The sequence below is a fragment of the Caballeronia sp. HLA56 genome (assembly GCF_054655155.1).
The window spans coordinates 1,481,295-1,497,878 of record NZ_BAAHOB010000005.1 but is presented as its reverse complement, the minus strand read 5'-3'; the positions used below and the strand labels follow the sequence as shown (position 1 = coordinate 1,497,878).

The window sequence follows — 16,584 nt, the reverse complement described above, 5'->3', positions numbered from 1 at the left end:
AGGGAGTGGAGTCGTTGCGCGCCGCGGTGCTCAATCGTGCTTGCTCCGCAGGCTCGTGATCGACGTTTGCGGCGCGCCGCTGCCGGGCAGCATGTGCTTGGCCATGCGCGATATTCCGCCGTGCACGCCGCGCACGAGGCGCGGCAGCGCCCAACCGGCGATGACCAGGAACGCAATCAGCATGACGAGGAACAGCACCGGCACGAAGAGCGCGAGCGTGATGCCGAGCAGCACGCCGATGTCTTCCGTCGCGGATGCCGCCCAGTTCGACACCGGTTCGGGCGAGAGATTGATCAGCGCGCGCGTGCCCGCCTTGGCGAAATGCGAGGCGCCGGCAAGCGTTCCGCCCGCCAGCGCCGCGATGGTGAGCATGGCCGGATCGGCATGACCGAGCGTGCCGGCGGCAAGCACGGCGCCCGCCGGAATGCGGATGAACGTGTGAATGGCGTCCCACAGCGAATCGAGCGCGGGAATCTTGTCGGCGAGAAATTCGACGACGGCGAGCACCGCCGCCACGCCGATCACCCACGGCGAACCGAGCACCGCGAGCGAATCAGGAAGATGGATGAGACCGATGCGTTCAAACAGACCCGCGATGAAGACCGTGAGATACAGGCGCAACCCGCTCGCCCATGACAGGCCCGCAGCGAGCGAAAGTGACTCAAGCATTGCCGCCTCCTTGGTGCGCCAGCAACCCGGCCAACCGTGTGCGCCGGTCTGAACGTCGCTTCTTTCCAGCCCGGATGCCGGAAGAAGCCGCCCATATCAACGAGGATATCGAAAAAAGCCTCGTGACGCAGGCGGAAAGATAAAACGGTGCGGCTCGCCGAGTGATGTTATCTGCAATCGGAGATTGCTGAAAATCGGAAATGCCTTCAGACCATTATATCCATGCAAAAGGAAACGGTGCAGCAAGGCATCCGGCGAATGCCGCCCGAAGTGCGCTGCCGCTCGCACCGGCGACCATTGCGGTGGCGCCGGTGCAACAGCGCGTCAATGCCCGGACGAGAGCTTGAGTCCGACAAGCCCCGCGACGATCAGCGCCGCGCTGCCGATACGCGCCGCCGTCAACGCCTCGCCCAGAAACACGATGCCGAAAATAAACGCGCCGACCGCGCCGATTCCCGTCCAAACAGCGTAAGCGGTGCCGAGCGGCAACTGGCGCATGGCCATGGCAAGCAAGACGAAGCTGCCGATGGCCGTCACCAGCGTGAACACCGACGGCCAGAGCCGCGTAAAGCCTTCCGATGACTTGAGCCCGGCGGCCCATGCCACTTCGAGCAAACCGGCGATAAAAAGAAGAATCCAGGACATGAGGTGACTTCCTCGAAGGAACGGGGCCGTCCCCGGTAACAAGAAGCGCGCGCGGTCGTCCACGCGGCGAAAGCAGACCGTAATTATACCGATTTGGTGCAGCAAGGCTTTCGCTCCTCGTGCCGAGCGATGGAAAACCGTGTATTAATGGAGCGCGCGCCACCAGTGTGCGACCGTGCACCCTTCGCCCCGCCCTTTACAGAAACACAAAAGGAGCGCTCATGGATGTCGATTCGGTCCTGCTTTCACGTTTCCAGTTCGCCTGGGTCGTCGCGTTCCACATACTGCTGCCCGCGTTCACGGTCGGCCTGTCGTGCTTCATCGCGACGCTCGAATTCAACTGGTGGATCACCAAGCGCGATGTCTACCGGCGCCTGTCCGCGTTCTGGCTGAAAGTCTTCGCGGTGTCGTTCGGCATGGGCGTGGTGTCGGGCATCGTCATGCCGTTTCAGTTCGGCACCAACTGGAGCCGTTTCTCTGACGCCACCGCCAACGTCGTCGGCCCGCTGATGGGCTACGAAGTGCTGACGGCGTTCTTCCTCGAATCGGCGTTTCTCGGCGTGCTCCTGTTCGGACGCAAGCTCGTGCCGCAATGGGCGCACGTCATGTCCGCGATTTTCGTCGCGGCGGGCACGGTCATCTCGTCGTTCTGGATTCTCGCCGTCAATAGCTGGATGCAGACGCCGCAAGGGCATCGCATGTTGCCGGACGGCCGCTTCGAAGTGGTGAGCTTCTTCGACGTGATCTTCACGCCGTCGTTTCCGTACCGGCTCGGGCATACGGTGAGCGCGTTCCTCGTCACGACGGGCTTCGTCATTCTCGGCGTCGGCGCCATGTATCTGCGGCAAAAACGCGCTGTCGAGGAAAGTCGCGTGATGCTCAAGATGTCGCTGATCTTTCTCATCATCATGGTGCCGATCCAGATGGTGATCGGCGATTCGCACGGTCTGAACACGCTCAAATATCAGCCCGCCAAGCTCGCGGCGATGGAAGGTCTGTGGGAAACCGGCTCGCGCGTGCCCGCGAATCTCTTCTCCATTCCCGACGAAAAGGAAGAGCGCAACCGCTTCGAGATTTCGATTCCCGTGCTCGGCAGCCTTTACCTCACGCACGATCCGAACGGAGTCGTGCGCGGGCTGAAGGACTTTCCGCGCGAAGACCGCCCGCCTGTCGCCGTGGTGTTTTTCGCCTTTCACATCATGGTCGGGATCGCGCTGCTGATGTTCGCGCTCGTGCTGTCGGGCATCGTGCTGTTCGCGCGCGGCAAGCTGGAACAAAGCACGCGCTGGCTGCGTTGCGCGACGTTCGCCATGCCGCTCGGCTTCATCGCGGTGATCGCGGGCTGGACCACCACCGAAGCGGGCCGTCAGCCGTGGACGGTGTATGGCATCCTGCGCACGCGCGATTCCGTCACGCCCTCGCTCACCACCGCCGACGTCGGCCTGTCCTGGGCGCTCTACATGCTGGCTTATCTCGTGATCTTCGGCGCGGGCTTCGTGCTGTTGCGGCGGCTCGTGCGCATTGGGCCGACCGACGCGTCGCGTGACCATGAGAACGAATCGCTCGATACGAAGACGCGCGCGGCGCGGCCGCTGTCGGCGGTATCGGCGATCACGGCAGGCGGCGACGGCGGCGCGCGCACGGCGAATCGCGACGACGTCGTCCCGCCGCATCGCCCATAACAAGTCAACAGGAGACCGCGATGCTCGATCTCGTGCCTTTGTGGGCCGCCATCCTCGCGCTGGCCGTGTTCATGTACGTGCTGCTCGACGGCTTCGATCTGGGCGTCGGCATGCTGTTCCTGCTGCGCCGCGATCCCGACGAACGCAACTTGATGATCCACTCCGTCGCGCCGGTGTGGGACTTCAACGAAACCTGGCTGATCCTCGGCGGCGGCGGCCTGTTCGCGGTGTTCCCGCTGGCCTTCGCGATCATCGTGCCGGCGGTCTACTTTCCGATTCTCTTCATGCTGCTCGGGCTGATCTTTCGCGGCGTCGCGTTCGAATTCCGCGAGGTCGAGGGCGCGCGCCGATGGCTGTGGGATGGCGCGTTCGGCTACGGCTCGCTCGTCGCGACCTTCGCGCAAGGCACGGTGCTCGGCATGTTCATCCAGGGCTTTCCGATCCACGGCCGGCAGTACGCCGGCACGAGCTGGAACTGGGTGGCGCCGTTTCCGCTACTCGTCGGCGTCGGGCTGATCTTCGGCTATGCGTTGCAGGGCTCGACCTGGCTCGTGCTCAAGACCGAAGGCGAGTTGCAGGCGTGGGGTCGCAAGATGGCGCGTCATGCGCTGCTCGGCGTGATCGCGTTCATCTTGCTGATCAGCCTGTGGACACCGCTGAAAGATGCGCGCATCGCGGCGCGCTGGTTCGGCTTTCCGCAGAGCTTCGCGTTCACGCCCGTGCCGGTGTTGACCGCGCTCCTTGCGTGGACGTTGTGGTCGAGCTTGCAAAAAGGCCGCGAAGTGCTGCCCTTTCTGTGCTCCGTGGGCCTCTTCTTCCTCGCGTTCACCGGGCTCGTGATCAGCCTGTGGCCGTTCATTGCGCCGCCTTCGGTGACGCTGTGGGACGCATCGGCCGCACCGTTATCGCATCAGTTTCTGCTGATCGGCACGATGTTCTTGCTGCCTGTCATCATCATCTACGTGATCTGGTCTTACTGGGTGTTTCGCGGCAAGGTGCGCGGCGATCTCGGCTATCACACGCAATAGCCGCTTGGTCATGACTAAAGCTTCTGGCGCGTGGCGAGCGTGAGGATGCGCGTCCACTTGCGAGCATTGGCTGTATCGTTGATGGGCAGACGCCATTCGGGATGTTTCGAATCCGCGACGGTGAGGACGACCGCGTTGCCCTGCTCCTCGCGCGCGCCGCGCAGATCGGCAAAGATATAGCTGCCCGTCGCTTCGCCCACGCGCACTTCCAGGAGCCGCTTGCCCGCGGCAAGCCGCAAGCCGCCCCAGTCGCGTTTGAGTTCGTGAGTCCAGTCGCCGCCAGCCGAGCGCGGAATGTTCGCCGCGACTTCACGGCGCCGCGCGAGCCAGTAAGCGACGCCCGCCGCGATTGCCGCGGCCGCCACCACCGCCACGCCGACTGCGACAGCAAGCCCGAAGTGCGCGTGCAGCGCGTTGAACGACCAGACCGCGCCATAGATGAGCGCGACGAGAACCGCGAGTGCGACAACGATCGGCATCTGACTTCACACCTTGTTCTTTGAACGACGAATACGGAACGACAAGCTCATTGCGCCTTGTGTTTTGCGTTCCAGTCACGCAAGGCCTGCAAGGTGTTCGCGACATGCTGATCCGGCGAAAGGCTCGTGTATTCGTAGATCACCTTGCCGTCCGGCGCGATCACGTAGGACACGCGATTGGCCATCGAACTCTTCATGGGCAGCGAGGCGTCGTAGGAGCGGATGATCTTCGAATCTTCATCCGCCGCGACCGGGAACTTGCTGCGGCACTCGCTCACGGAAAACTTCTTGAGCGTGTCGATGTTGTCGTGCGACACACCGATCACGGTGGCGCCCTGCGCCTTGTATTGATCGACCGCCTCGGCGAATTCGTGCGCTTCGATCGTGCAGCCCTTGGTGAACGCCGCCGGATAGAAGTACAGGACGACGGGGCCTTTCTTGAGCGCGTCGGCGAGCGAATACTGATACACATCGCCGCCAAGCGATGCCTGGGCGACGAACGACGGCGCGGCGTCGCCCGGTTTGAGCGTGGCGCTCGCGGCAGTCGAATACACCACGGCCACGCAAGCCGCGGTTGCGGCGGCCAGGCCGGCGACGGTCGCCAGAATCTTTTTCTTCATATGCACTCCGCTTGAGGGCAGCAAAAATGTCGCGAGACGAGCGGCAAGCGCCTCAGCCTTGCGCCTCGTCCTGATCCAGCCGGCTCTCGGTGAACCACGCCGCCGCTTCGACCTGCATTTGCGAGAGCGTGGCGGGCGTGAGCTCCGCGAGCGCGGGATCGGCCAGCCGGCTTGCATCGATCGCGGCGGCATCGCCTTGTTCGGCCGCTTTCGCGATGGCCAGCAGCGCACCGAGCGCGCCCTCGCCTTCGAGGATCGCCGAGCGGATCTCCGCCGTGAGGTGAAGCTTATCGACAATTTCTTCCGGCTGCATGCCGAGCACGACATGCACGAGCGAAAAGATGCCCGTCATGAAGGCGGCATCGGCAAAAGGCTCGTCATCCGGGCGCAGCACGCCGGCCGCGAGTTCCATGAAGCGCGCGCGCGTGCCGACGAGTTGGAGGAGCGGATCCGAGCGCCACGGCAGACCGCTGCCGTCCGCGTAGAGCAGCAGTTGGGTCCAGCGCATCAACTGACGTGTGCCTGTCGACGCGATGGCCTCGCGCAACGACGACACGCGCCGTCCGCGCGCATGCGCGCTGGAATTGGCCAGACGCAGCAGTTGCACGACGATGTCCGGATTGCGCTTGAGTTCGGTCTCGAGCTCGCGCAAGGCCGGGTCGCCGCCGAGCACGGCGAGCAACCGCAGCAGCGCACCGCGCGCCGGACTCGCGCGCCTTGCGGAGAGCACTTGCGGCCGCGCGAAGAAATAGCCCTGAAAGAAGTCGAAGCCCAGGCGCTTGGCTTCCTTGAAGTCGTCGAGCGTCTCGACCTTCTCGGCGACCAGCAACTTGCCGCGCGTCTTGAGCGTCGTGGCGAGCTTCGGCAAGTGCGCGCGGTCGGTGGACAGAAGATCGATCTTGACGATATCCACGGATGGCAGCGCGGCAAGGAGCGCGTCGTCCAGACGGATGACATCGTCGAGAGCCAAGCGAAAGCCTGCGTTACGCAACTGGCCGCAGCGCCGGAAGATGGACTCGTCGAACTCGATGCTCTCCAGCAATTCGAGCACGAAGCGCTCGGGCTGCATGATGTGGACGATGTCGTCGAAGAGCAATTCGCGGCTCATGTTGACGTAGCCGGGATGATCGCCCAGCACGGCCGACACGCCGATCTCGCCGACCGTGCGCGCCACCACGTGCGCGGTGGCCTGCACGTCGTCCGCTATGCGGGCGCGATTGTCGGGGCTGTCGCGAAACAGCAATTCGTAGGCAGCCAGCGCGCCGTCGCCGTCGAGAATGGGTTGACGGCCGACATAGACACTGTGTTCGCGCCGGGAGGGCGCGGGCTTTAGCGGGGAATCGGCCATGACGGGAAGCTCGGAAGTGCCCAGCACGCTGCCTCGCAAACGAGGCAGGCCGGCAATCTATGGTGGGTCATGGGATTGAACAACTCAAGCGAATTTTCCGGTCGACGGTCAACGGTCATGCAAGCGGACATCGCAGCCGGCACTGCAGGTGCAATTGCAGGTGCCATCGAAGGTGGCATCGCAGGTGGCATCGCAGGTGGCATGATACGCAAGTTTTGTACGACAAATAACCTCGACGCGTTAGGCCATACAACTCGGCACCGTCGCTCCAGCTAAAGAAACCGTCCCATGGGCCGATAACTCGCCTGATAGAACGTGTCGCGCGTGTGCCGGCACGTACCCGACGAGAGCGTCCGCAAGACGTTTTCGAGCGCCGCAGTGTCCCCTCGCCGTTGCTTATTCGGCCGCGGAACACCGGCGCCACGCACCACTCGACCTCAACATGCAAGCGAATCGGATCACCGCCTCCCGCCGCGCACCGTGGCGCATCGTTCGCGATGCGCTCGGCCGCGCATGGCGAAGTGCCGTGGCGAGCCGCCGCGAAGCCGTGAGCGCCGCGCCCGGCGTCGCCGCCGTGCAAGCGCAGGCACAAGAGCCGGTACAGCCGGAAGCACAAGCGCAAGCACGCGCGCCCGCTTCTTCGAGCGCAGTCGCGGCGCACGGCTTCGACAAGGATCAGTCGGTGCTCATGCTGGCGCTCGGCGCGGTCGATTTCCTCGCGCAACTCGACGATGCCCTGCGCTTCCGGCAGGTGTCGGACGCGAGCATCGAGTTCATCGGGTATCACCGCGACTATCTGAGCATGCTGACGCTGCACGATCTCGTGCCATCCGAGGAAGCCGACGAACTGCACGCGCTCATTGCTCGCGCGCGAGCGAGCGGCAAGCTCGAATCGGCGACGCTCAACGTGGTGAAGTCGTTGACCATTCCGATCTGCGTCGAGTTGCGGCTCATGTCCACCGCCGCGCTCGGCACGCCGGGCTTCGCGCTCGCCGCGTTCGATGTATCGCACTGGCGCGAGCGTGAGGATTCGCTGCAACACGCGCTGCATCACGATGCGCTCACCGGACTCGACAATGCCGCCGCGCTCGATACCGCCATGAGCGCGGCGCAAGCCGAAGCCGAACTCACGCGCACGCAGGCGGCGCTGCTCGTGCTCGATATCGACGATTATCAGCGGATCAACCGCGCGCTCGGTTACGACACCGGCGACGACATGCTGCGCGAGACGGCGCGGCGCATTCAGCACACCGTCGCGCCGGGCGAGCGCGTGGCGCGCATTGCGAGCGACGAGTTCGCCGTGCTGCTGCCCGCCGGCACCACGCTCGAAGCCGCCGAAAGCCACGGCAAGCGTCTGCTCAACGCCATTGCGCAGCCGTATCGGCATCGCGGGCAGCATACGCATTTGTCGGCGAGCGTGGGCATTGCGATGTACCCTGATCACGCCGCGCTCGCGGACAAGCCCGTCGAGCGCAACGGCAAGCACGGCGTTCAGGCGAGCCTGTTGCGCATGGCCGATCACGCGCTCGCGCAGGCGAAGGCCGCGGGCGGCAACACGCTCGTGTTCCACGCACCCGACGACGACCCCGCCGACGCCGAACGCCTCAAGCTGGAAGCCGAGCTATACGAAGCGGTGCGCAACGGCGAATTCTCGCTGTACTTCCAGCCGATCACGAAGATCCGCACGGGCGCGGTGGTCGGCGTGGAAGCGCTGATGCGCTGGAATCATCCGCTGCACGGGCTCGTGCCGCCGACGGTGTTCATTCCGCTCGCGGAGTCCATCGGTCTCATCAACTATCTGGGCAACTGGGTGTTGAAGGCGGCGTGCATGCAGCTCGCGCAGTGGGACGCCATCGGCATCCGGCTGGATTACGTGGCGATCAACGTGTCGCCGCAGCAGTTCCGGGACAAGCGTTTTGCCTCGGCGGTCAAGGAAGCGCTGGCGTTGACGGGCATCGACGCGCGCCGCATCGTGCTCGAAATCACCGAGAGCGTGCTGATGCGCGATCCCGAGGAAGCGACTTGCCTGCTCGAAGCGCTGACTTCGGTGGGCATTCGCTTCGCCGTCGACGACTTCGGCACCGGCTATTCGAGCCTCGCCTATCTGCAGCGGTTTCCCTTGTCGAAGCTCAAGATCGACCGGAGCTTTGTCGAGAACCTGATTACGTCGCGCAACAATCGTGCGATCGTGAGCGCCGTGGTCGGGCTCGCACAATCGCTCGGGCTGGAACTCGTCGCCGAGGGCGTCGAAACCGAGGAGCAGCGCGACCTGCTCGCCGAGATGGGCTGCGACCATATTCAAGGCTGGCTGATCAGCCGCGCGCTGCCGTCCGACGAGCTGGCGTCGTCGTTCCAGTCGCATTCGCTGGTGCTGCACGAGACATTATGAGAGAAGGCGTGTTCGTGTTCTAATCGAACGACACGTCATGAGAAAGAAGGCTGCGAGGGCCGATTGGAATCGATCCTCGCGCAACGAAGGGTTCTTATCACGGATGGCAGTCAAGGCCGAAATTATGGACAAGCTGTGGGCGCGCATGAGCGAGCGCGGGGATTTCCCCATGCTGTCTCAGGCGCTGCGCACGACCGTGTCCGCGATGAGCGATAACGACCTCGACTTCACGTCCCTCGTGCAAGTGGTGCTGTCGGACTTCGGCCTTACGCAGAAGGTGCTGCGTCTCGCCAATTCCGCGATGTACGTGGCCTTCGGCGGCAACATCACCACCGTCACGCGCGCGCTGATGGTGCTCGGCATGGACGCCGTCGGGCATCTCGTGGTCGGGCTCAAACTCGTCGATCACTTTCATCACAGCGCGCCACGCCGCATCGACGCCAAGCTGGAACTCAACCGCACCTTGCTCTCCGGCGCGGTCGCGCGGCAGATCACCGAGCGCACTGATCTGCGTTCGGCGGAAGAAGCCGTGGTCTGCACGCTGATGCGGCAGATCGGCAAGCTGCTCGTCGCGTTCTATCTCGAACACGAGTGGGATCAGTTGCGGCGCAAGGCGGCGGCGGACAACATCAGCGACAGTCACGCGTGCGCCGCGCTGCTCGGCGTGACCTTCGACGAAATCGGCATGGAAGCGGCCGACCGCTGGCGCCTGCCCGAGACGATTCGTGCCGGCATGCAGGCGAGCGACCCTGAAGCGCCGCCCGACGAAAACGTGCCGAAGCACGTGCGCTGGCTGCAGGCCGTCACCAACTATTCGACCGAAGTCGCCGACGCGCTCACCGCGCAGCATGTCGAAGCGAGCGGCCGCGAGTCCTTGCTCGTCGATATCGCCAATCGCTATAGCGACGCGCTCAGCACCGACGCCGCGACGCTCGCCTCGATGAGCCTCGCGCTTGCCAGCGAAGAAGGCGGCGACTCGGTAATGCGTGAAATCAGCGAACTGCAGGCCAATGCGGATGCCATCGCGCGAGCAGGAATATCCGCGGAAGCGCGCATAGGCGCGAGCCTCGAAGACTTGCGCTCGTTGCCATCGAAGAATGCACTCGCGCCCGTGCTTGCGCTTGCCTCCGAAGCCGTGCTCGCGGGGCTTGGCTTGTCGCGCGCGGTGGTATTCGTGCGCCAGGCCGACAACGAATTCCAAGCGCGGCTGGGACTTGGCGCCGGCGTCGAAGCGATGCTGCCCAAGCTGCACTTTTCCGCCGACTTCAAGCCCGACGTGTTCCATCTGGCGATCACGAATCCGGTGGGCATCTTTATCGAGAACGCGCACGATCCGCGTATCGACGCACGCTTGCCGCGCTGGTACAAGGAGACGCTCGGCGAGGCGCAGGCGTTCGTGCTGCTGCCGGTGAAGTCGGATGCATCGACGGTCGCGCTCGTCTATGGCGACTGGACGCATCCGCAACACGTGCGCAAGATCGCGCCATCGGAAATGAGCGCGCTGAACGAACTCACGCGCGAACTCAGCCGCTTCTTTTCCAGCGCGAACTGGAAAGAAGTCGAGCTGATCTGATTCCTCCTTCCTATTCGCGCTTCAGAATAGCCACGACCTGCTCGCCATATGGGACGAGATAGCCGCCGTTGGCGCGCTGCCAGGCGAGCGCGTCGGCTCCGTTGGCGAACCAGTTGCGCTCGAAGTCGTTGAACGCGCCGGCATCGAGCCGGTATCGGTCGATGCGCGCGGCGGGTTCTGTGTCGATATCGTTCTTGCAGGCGTCCCAGCTTGAATAACCGAGTTCGTTGGCGAGCATGGCGAGCACGTGCTTGAGTTGCAGCGCGTCGCGCTTCGCGTGGAGATCGGTGAGGCGCGAGGCGCGCGTGATGTCGGCGGATTGCAGCCGTCGCAACACGGGCAGCGCGGCGCTCGAATCGCCATCGCGCGCCTGACGCAAGAGCCGCCGCGCGTGTTCGCGCAGATAGTCGCTATTCGAAGCGGGAGGGGAAATTGGACAGGATGTGGACCACATGACGTTGTTCCTTTGTTTGCGCCGTTCTCGCGTGCGGCTGAAAAGGTTCGACGTTGCGGTTCGTGACTTGGGCGCGTTGACTGCGCTTTGGACTGCAAGGCGTGGCAGGTGTGGATGACTTTCGCGAGAATGGGCGCCCTGCCGGCGCCCGAGTTCGCGGATTTTAGCTTGAGGTTGCGACTTTGAGCAAGCGCGAAGAGTACGCGTACTCGACGATTGCGCTTGCCGTGCAAACCAGGTCGAGGGGCTTCTTCACCGTCACCCGACGCCACGCGAATCAGGCAAGTTGGAACTTCCCGACCAACGCATTCAAGCCCTTCGCCTGATCGTCGAGCGATTGCGCCGCCGCGGCCGCCTCTTCCACCAGCGCCGCGTTCTGCTGCGTGCCCGCATCCATCTGCGCGACGGCGTGGCTGATCAGTTCGATGCCCGTCTTTTGTTCCGCCGATGCCGCCGAAATCTCGCCCATGATGTCGGTCACGCGCCGCACCGCGCGCACGACTTCTTCCATCGTCGCGCCCGCTTCCTGCGCGAACGACGAGCCGTCCGACACGCGCGCCACCGATGTATCGATCAGGCTCTTGATCTCCTTCGCCGCCGCCGACGAACGTTGTGCAAGACTGCGCACCTCGCCCGCCACGACCGCGAAACCGCGCCCTTCCTCGCCCGCGCGCGCCGCTTCGACCGCTGCGTTCAACGCCAGAATGTTGGTCTGAAACGCGATGCCCTCGATCACGCCGATGATGTCGCCAATACTTTTCGCGCTCGCATCGATGCGCTGCATGGTTTCGACCACGCGGCTCACTACCGCGCCGCCCTTCTCCGCGATCGCCGACGCGCTGTTGGCAAGCGTGCTCGCCTGCATCGCGTTATCGGCGTTCTGGCGCACGGTCGACGTGAGTTGCTCCATGCTCGAAGCGGTCTTCTCGAGCGCCACCGCCTGTTCCTCGGTGCGGCGCGACAAGTCGACATTGCCCGTCGAAATCTCGCTCGATGCCGACGCGATAGCCTGCGCGCTCACCGCGATCTCGCCGACCGTCGACGACAGGCCCGCCTGCATCTCCGACAAAGCCGCCAGCATGCTCGCGTCATCGCGACGCGCAAGCACGATGCGATTGGCCAGATCGCCCGAGGCGATGCGCCGCGCGATATCCATCGCGTAAGCCGGCTCGCCGCCGAGTTGTTTCGCGAGCCGCCGCACGACCCATTCGCTCACGGCGATAGCCAGCCCGAGCAGCGCGAGCGTCAGCACGGAAACCATCACGAACGAAGAATGAAAGATGAACGCGGCGGCATCGATGGTCGCCTTTGCGGCCGCGCCGCGCCGCGCGACGAGTTCATCGACCATCTTTTCGAGCTTGCCGGTCTCGACCAGCAGCGAAATGTCCTGCGTGCCGACTTGCCAGTTCATCTGCGAAAGATCGAGCGGCTGCTCCTTCACGAGTTTCACGAAGCCGCGCACGTTGCCACTCCACGCGGCGAGCGCCGTGTCGAAACGCTTTTGCTGCGCGAGTGCGTCCTGGTCCGCGTGATCGACGTATTGCGCGAGTTGTCCCTGTTCCTTGCCGATGGCCGCGAGCGCCTCTTCGATCTGCGCGCCGAGATCGTCGCGCTCTTTGGCGGTCGTCGCGGTGAGCAGCATCTTTTGGGAACGGCTCGCGCGCAGCAGATAGCCACGCGTTTCTTCCGCCGCGCGGCTCGCGACGACGCCCTGCGTGTAAATGGATTCGGTCGCGCCGTTCAGACGGCTGATCTGCATCAGCGATATCGCGCCGATGGCAAGCGTTCCTGCAAGCACGAGTCCGAAGGCAAGACGCAGCGTCGCCTTGACGCTCAACCCTCGCCTGGCGGAATCGGCCGCGCGTGGATGGTTGCTGGCGGCGTCCGGCAGGAAGGCCGCGTCGCTCGTTGCGCGTACGCCGCGTAGCGAGAACAGTTTCATGGTAGATCCCCGAAGTGTTTGCTGGACGGCCGCGTCTATCGCGCGGCACGTCTGTATCGCTGGTCTACGGCAAACATTTGGCTTTCTTTAATCCGTTTGTGTACGGACGTTCGTCTCTCGCGTGGCCGCCGAGATCACGCCGACGATGTCCGATTCGCGACGAACCTTGGCAGGACAACGACTCGCGGACAGCCTACACTTGTCAGAAATTCAGCTTGCGCATAAATGTCGCAGGCGAATACAAGAATTGGGACAACCGTTTTTTCCACGCGTTTTACGCCATCCACCATGCAAACAAGTATCGATAAAGGCGCGTTTCCGCCTTCGGGCAGCGCGTCGGTCGCCAGTACCGCGACTGCGGGCGCGTCACCGGCCACCACGCCTGCCGTTCAGCGCACCGTGTATTCGGTGCTGGGCGCGGTCAGCTTCGCGCATCTGCTGAACGACATGATCCAGTCGCTGATCCTGGCGATCTATCCCATGTTCAAGAGCGAGTTTTCGCTCTCGTTCGGGCAGATCGGCCTGATTACGCTGACTTATCAGATCACCGCATCGCTTCTGCAGCCGCTCGTCGGGCTCTACACCGACAAGCATCCGAAGCCGTGGTCGTTGCCGGTCGGCATGGGTTTCACGCTGTCTGGTCTCTTGCTGATGTCGGTGGCGGGCAACTTCGGCACTTTGCTGATCGCGGCGGCGCTGGTTGGCTGCGGATCGTCGGTGTTTCATCCGGAATCGTCACGCGTTGCGCGCATGGCGTCGGGCGGCAGGCACGGCCTTGCGCAATCGCTCTTTCAGGTGGGCGGCAATGCGGGTTCGTCGCTCGGGCCGTTGCTTGCGGCGCTGATCGTGATTCCGCACGGACAACGCAGCATTGCGTGGTTTTCGGTCGCGGCGCTCGTTGCCATGTTCGTGCTGGCGAATATCGGCCGCTGGTACAAGCGTCATCCCGCGACGAAGAAGGGTCGCGGACAGGCTGCGCATCATTCCTTGCCGCGTCAAAAAGTCATGATGGCGATGAGCGTGCTCGTCCTGCTCGTGTTCTCGAAGTACTTTTACCTGGCGAGCATCACGAGTTACTTCACGTTTTATCTGATCAGCAAGTTCGGCGTGTCGGTGCAGAGCGCGCAGATTCACCTGTTCGTGTTTCTGGCGGCGGTGGCGGCGGGGACGATCATCGGCGGGCCGGTTGGCGACAAGGTCGGGCGCAAGGCGGTGATCTGGGTATCGATTCTCGGTGTCGCGCCGTTCACGCTGCTCATGCCTTACGTGAATCTGTTCTGGACGGGCGTGTTGTCGGTGATCATCGGGCTCGTGCTGGCATCCGCGTTTTCGGCCATCCTGGTCTATGCACAAGAGTTGATTCCCGGCAAGGTCGGGATGGTGGCGGGCCTCTTCTTCGGCTTCGCGTTCGGCATGGGCGGCGTGGGCGCGGCAGTGCTCGGCCATCTCGCGGATGTGACGAGCATCGACTTCGTTTATAAGCTCTGCGCGTTCTTGCCGTTGATCGGCGTGCTGACGGTGATGTTGCCTAAGATGAGCGAGGAGCGGGTGAGGGCTTGAGGTTTAACAGGCCGTAATTCCCTTTAACGGGCGCGTCGATGCTTCGAGAGATCACGCCCCCGGTGTGCTTTAAGTGGCGATGCAGCTTGGTTCGTTCCGGTGAAGGTGCAAGCGCCCTTGCGTATTCAAAGCCCGCTGCTCGCGCTCACGATTCCAACGCCGCCTTCACCAACCCCAACGCACTCGGGTCCTCGATAGTCGGCAATTCTCCCGGATCGCGCCCCTCGGCCAGCGCCGCGATCGCTCGGCGCAAGAGCTTGCCCGAACGCGTCTTCGGCAGCATCGACACGAAAAGCACGCGCGCCGGACGCGCAATCGCGCCCAGTTGCGCATCCACCGCGTGACACAGCTCCGCCTCCAGCCCGGCGCGCGCACCGGGCGCATCGAGACGGCTTGCATCGCGCAGCACGACGAACGCAGCGGCGGCCTGGCCCTTCACGGCATCCGTCACGCCGACGACCGCGACTTCCGCCACCGCCGGATGCGCGGACAACGCCTCCTCGATCTCGCGCGTGCCCAGCCGATGCCCCGCCACGTTGATCACGTCATCGGTGCGGCCGAGAATCGACACGTAGCCGTCCTCGTCCTGCACGCCCCAGTCGAAGGTCGAATAGACCAACTGGTTCGGCACGCTAGTCCAATAGGTGTCGATGAAACGCTGATCGTCGCCCCACACGGTCTGCATGCAGCCCGGCGGCAACGGATAACCCAACGCGACCACGCCCTTCTCGCCCGGCGCGCAAATCTCGCCGGTCGCCTCGTTGCGCAAGGTGAGGTTGAAGCCCATCGACGGCACGCCCGGCGAGCCGAGCTTCGGGGGCAACGCCTCGATGCCGCGTGGAATCGCGATCATCGGCCAGCCGGTTTCCGTCTGCCAGTAATTGTCGATGACGGGCTTTCTCAGCGCGCTCTGAATCCATTGCGCGGTCGGTTCGTCGAGCGGCTCGCCCGCCAGAAACAGCGTGCGCAGGCTGGACAGATCGGCGTCTTGCATCAGCGCCGGGTCCTGCTTCTTGAGCACGCGGATCGCGGTGGGCGCGGTGAACATCAGGTTGATGCGATGCTGCTCCACGAGCCGCCACCAGATGCCGCCGTCCGGACGGACCGGGGTGCCTTCGTACATGACCGTGGTCAGTCCCGCGATCAGCGGCGCATAGATGATGTAGCTGTGCCCAACGACCCAGCCGATGTCGGACGCGGTGAACATGGTGTCGCCCGGCGCGCCCTGAAAGATATGCTCCATCGATGCCGCGAGCGCGACCGCATAACCGCCGACATCGCGCTGCACGCCCTTCGGCCTGCCGGTCGTGCCGGACGTGTACAGCACGTACGAAGGCTCGTTCGATTCGAGCCATTCGCACGGCACGTGAGCATCGAAAAATTTTTCGCGCAAGGGTTCGTAGGAGACGAGATAGCTCGCCTGCAGCCGCTCGGGCGCCAGTTGCCGGTCGATCAAAAGCACTTGCGGCACCTTGAATTCAGCGCGCGAAAGCGCCTCGTCGACGAGCGGCGTGTAGTCGATCACCTTGCCCGCGCGCGCGCCGGCATCGGCGGTGACGATGAGCGCGGGCTCCGCATCGTCGATGCGCGCCGCCAGATTCGGCGCCGCGAAGCCGCCGAACACCACCGAATGCACCGCGCCGAGACGCGCGCACGCGAGCATCGCGAAGAGCGCTTCGGGGATCATCGGCATATAGATGAGCACGCGGTCGCCCTTCTTCACGTGCAGCGAGCGCATGACGGCGGCCATGCGGTTCACTTCCGCGTGCAGTTCGGCGTAGGTATAACGGCGCTCGATGCCCGTTTCCGTCGATACATACACGAGCGCGTTTTGCTGCGCGCGCGAGGCGAGATGGCGATCGACCGCGTTATGACAGAGATTGGTCTTGCCGCCGACGAACCAGCGCGCGAACGGCGGGTTGCTCGCATCGAGCACCTGCGTGAAAGGCGTATGCCAGTGAATGCGGCGCGCCTCATCGGCCCAGAACGCCTCGGGTTCCTCGATCGACCGGCGATACGCTTCTCGGTAAGTCGGCATGCGCGTCCTCTTTGAGCGAAGTGCGTGGCTGTGCTTGTCTCTGTGCGTCCGCCAACGCCGCATGCGCCCACGTCGGGCGGCCGCGTTGACATCTCTTCATCACGAAGACAGAGCATAGAGCAGCCCGCAAACCCTTGCTAGACAGGGCGCGCCCTGA

The 16,584-nt window shown here is 64.0% G+C and carries 13 protein-coding genes; 5 read left to right on the top strand and 8 right to left on the bottom strand.

What is annotated here, in order from left to right:
* Positions 1-30: 30 nt before the first annotated feature.
* Complete coding sequence (locus tag ACYQ47_RS26580) at positions 31-669, bottom strand: DUF4126 domain-containing protein (RefSeq protein ID WP_244825650.1); 639 nt, start codon at positions 667-669, stop codon at positions 31-33.
* 324 nt (positions 670-993) lie between these two features.
* Positions 994-1,314 carry a quaternary ammonium compound efflux SMR transporter SugE gene (gene sugE, locus ACYQ47_RS26575; protein WP_309843626.1) on the bottom strand — a complete coding sequence of 107 codons (321 nt, stop codon included), beginning with the start codon at positions 1,312-1,314 and terminating at the stop codon, positions 994-996.
* A gap of 221 nt (positions 1,315-1,535) precedes the next feature.
* On the opposite strand from sugE, the gene ACYQ47_RS26570 reads away from it, so the two are divergent.
* Both ACYQ47_RS26570 and cydB read left to right on the top strand, forming a co-directional pair.
* Complete coding sequence (locus ACYQ47_RS26570; protein WP_459907719.1) at positions 1,536-2,996, top strand: cytochrome ubiquinol oxidase subunit I; 1,461 nt, start codon at positions 1,536-1,538, stop codon at positions 2,994-2,996.
* Between the two features lie 20 nt (positions 2,997-3,016).
* The gene (gene cydB / locus ACYQ47_RS26565) at positions 3,017-4,024 is read left to right on the top strand and encodes a cytochrome d ubiquinol oxidase subunit II (RefSeq protein ID WP_250465205.1); all 1,008 of its coding nucleotides are present in this window, start codon (positions 3,017-3,019) and stop codon (positions 4,022-4,024) included.
* Between the two features lie 14 nt (positions 4,025-4,038).
* Here the strand turns inward: cydB and ACYQ47_RS26560 are convergent, their stop codons facing one another.
* From ACYQ47_RS26560 to ACYQ47_RS26550, 3 genes are read right to left on the bottom strand one after another with little or no spacing between them, the layout of a single operon-like run.
* Positions 4,039-4,503, bottom strand: a complete 465-nt coding sequence (locus ACYQ47_RS26560) for a hypothetical protein (protein ID WP_250509253.1) — start codon at positions 4,501-4,503, stop codon at positions 4,039-4,041.
* Between the two features lie 47 nt (positions 4,504-4,550).
* Positions 4,551-5,123 carry a peroxiredoxin gene (locus ACYQ47_RS26555; RefSeq protein WP_250465207.1) on the bottom strand — a complete coding sequence of 191 codons (573 nt, stop codon included), beginning with the start codon at positions 5,121-5,123 and terminating at the stop codon, positions 4,551-4,553.
* Positions 5,124-5,175: 52 nt separating this feature from the next.
* On the bottom strand, positions 5,176-6,471 hold the full coding sequence (locus ACYQ47_RS26550) for an EAL and HDOD domain-containing protein (RefSeq protein WP_244825657.1): 1,296 nt from the start codon (positions 6,469-6,471) through the stop codon (positions 5,176-5,178).
* Between the two features lie 442 nt (positions 6,472-6,913).
* Between ACYQ47_RS26550 and ACYQ47_RS26545 the strand changes: the two genes are divergently transcribed.
* Positions 6,914-8,860 (top strand): putative bifunctional diguanylate cyclase/phosphodiesterase, encoded by a 1,947-nt coding sequence (locus ACYQ47_RS26545; RefSeq protein ID WP_284509341.1) that lies wholly within the window; start codon positions 6,914-6,916, stop codon positions 8,858-8,860.
* Positions 8,861-8,963: 103 nt separating this feature from the next.
* On the top strand, positions 8,964-10,433 hold the full coding sequence (locus ACYQ47_RS26540) for an HDOD domain-containing protein (RefSeq protein WP_250492586.1): 1,470 nt from the start codon (positions 8,964-8,966) through the stop codon (positions 10,431-10,433).
* Between the two features lie 10 nt (positions 10,434-10,443).
* Here the strand turns inward: ACYQ47_RS26540 and ACYQ47_RS26535 are convergent, their stop codons facing one another.
* Both ACYQ47_RS26535 and ACYQ47_RS26530 read right to left on the bottom strand, forming a co-directional pair.
* Positions 10,444-10,887, bottom strand: a complete 444-nt coding sequence (locus ACYQ47_RS26535) for a hypothetical protein (RefSeq protein ID WP_459907714.1) — start codon at positions 10,885-10,887, stop codon at positions 10,444-10,446.
* A 277-nt stretch (positions 10,888-11,164) separates the two neighbouring features.
* The gene (locus ACYQ47_RS26530) at positions 11,165-12,829 is read right to left on the bottom strand and encodes a methyl-accepting chemotaxis protein (RefSeq protein ID WP_459907712.1); all 1,665 of its coding nucleotides are present in this window, start codon (positions 12,827-12,829) and stop codon (positions 11,165-11,167) included.
* Between the two features lie 288 nt (positions 12,830-13,117).
* On the opposite strand from ACYQ47_RS26530, the gene ACYQ47_RS26525 reads away from it, so the two are divergent.
* On the top strand, positions 13,118-14,389 hold the full coding sequence (locus tag ACYQ47_RS26525) for an MFS transporter (RefSeq protein WP_250509257.1): 1,272 nt from the start codon (positions 13,118-13,120) through the stop codon (positions 14,387-14,389).
* A 145-nt stretch (positions 14,390-14,534) separates the two neighbouring features.
* Here the strand turns inward: ACYQ47_RS26525 and ACYQ47_RS26520 are convergent, their stop codons facing one another.
* Entirely contained in the window at positions 14,535-16,490 is a 1,956-nt protein-coding gene (locus ACYQ47_RS26520; RefSeq protein ID WP_459907709.1) for a propionate--CoA ligase, read from the bottom strand.
* Positions 16,491-16,584 lie beyond the last annotated feature (94 nt).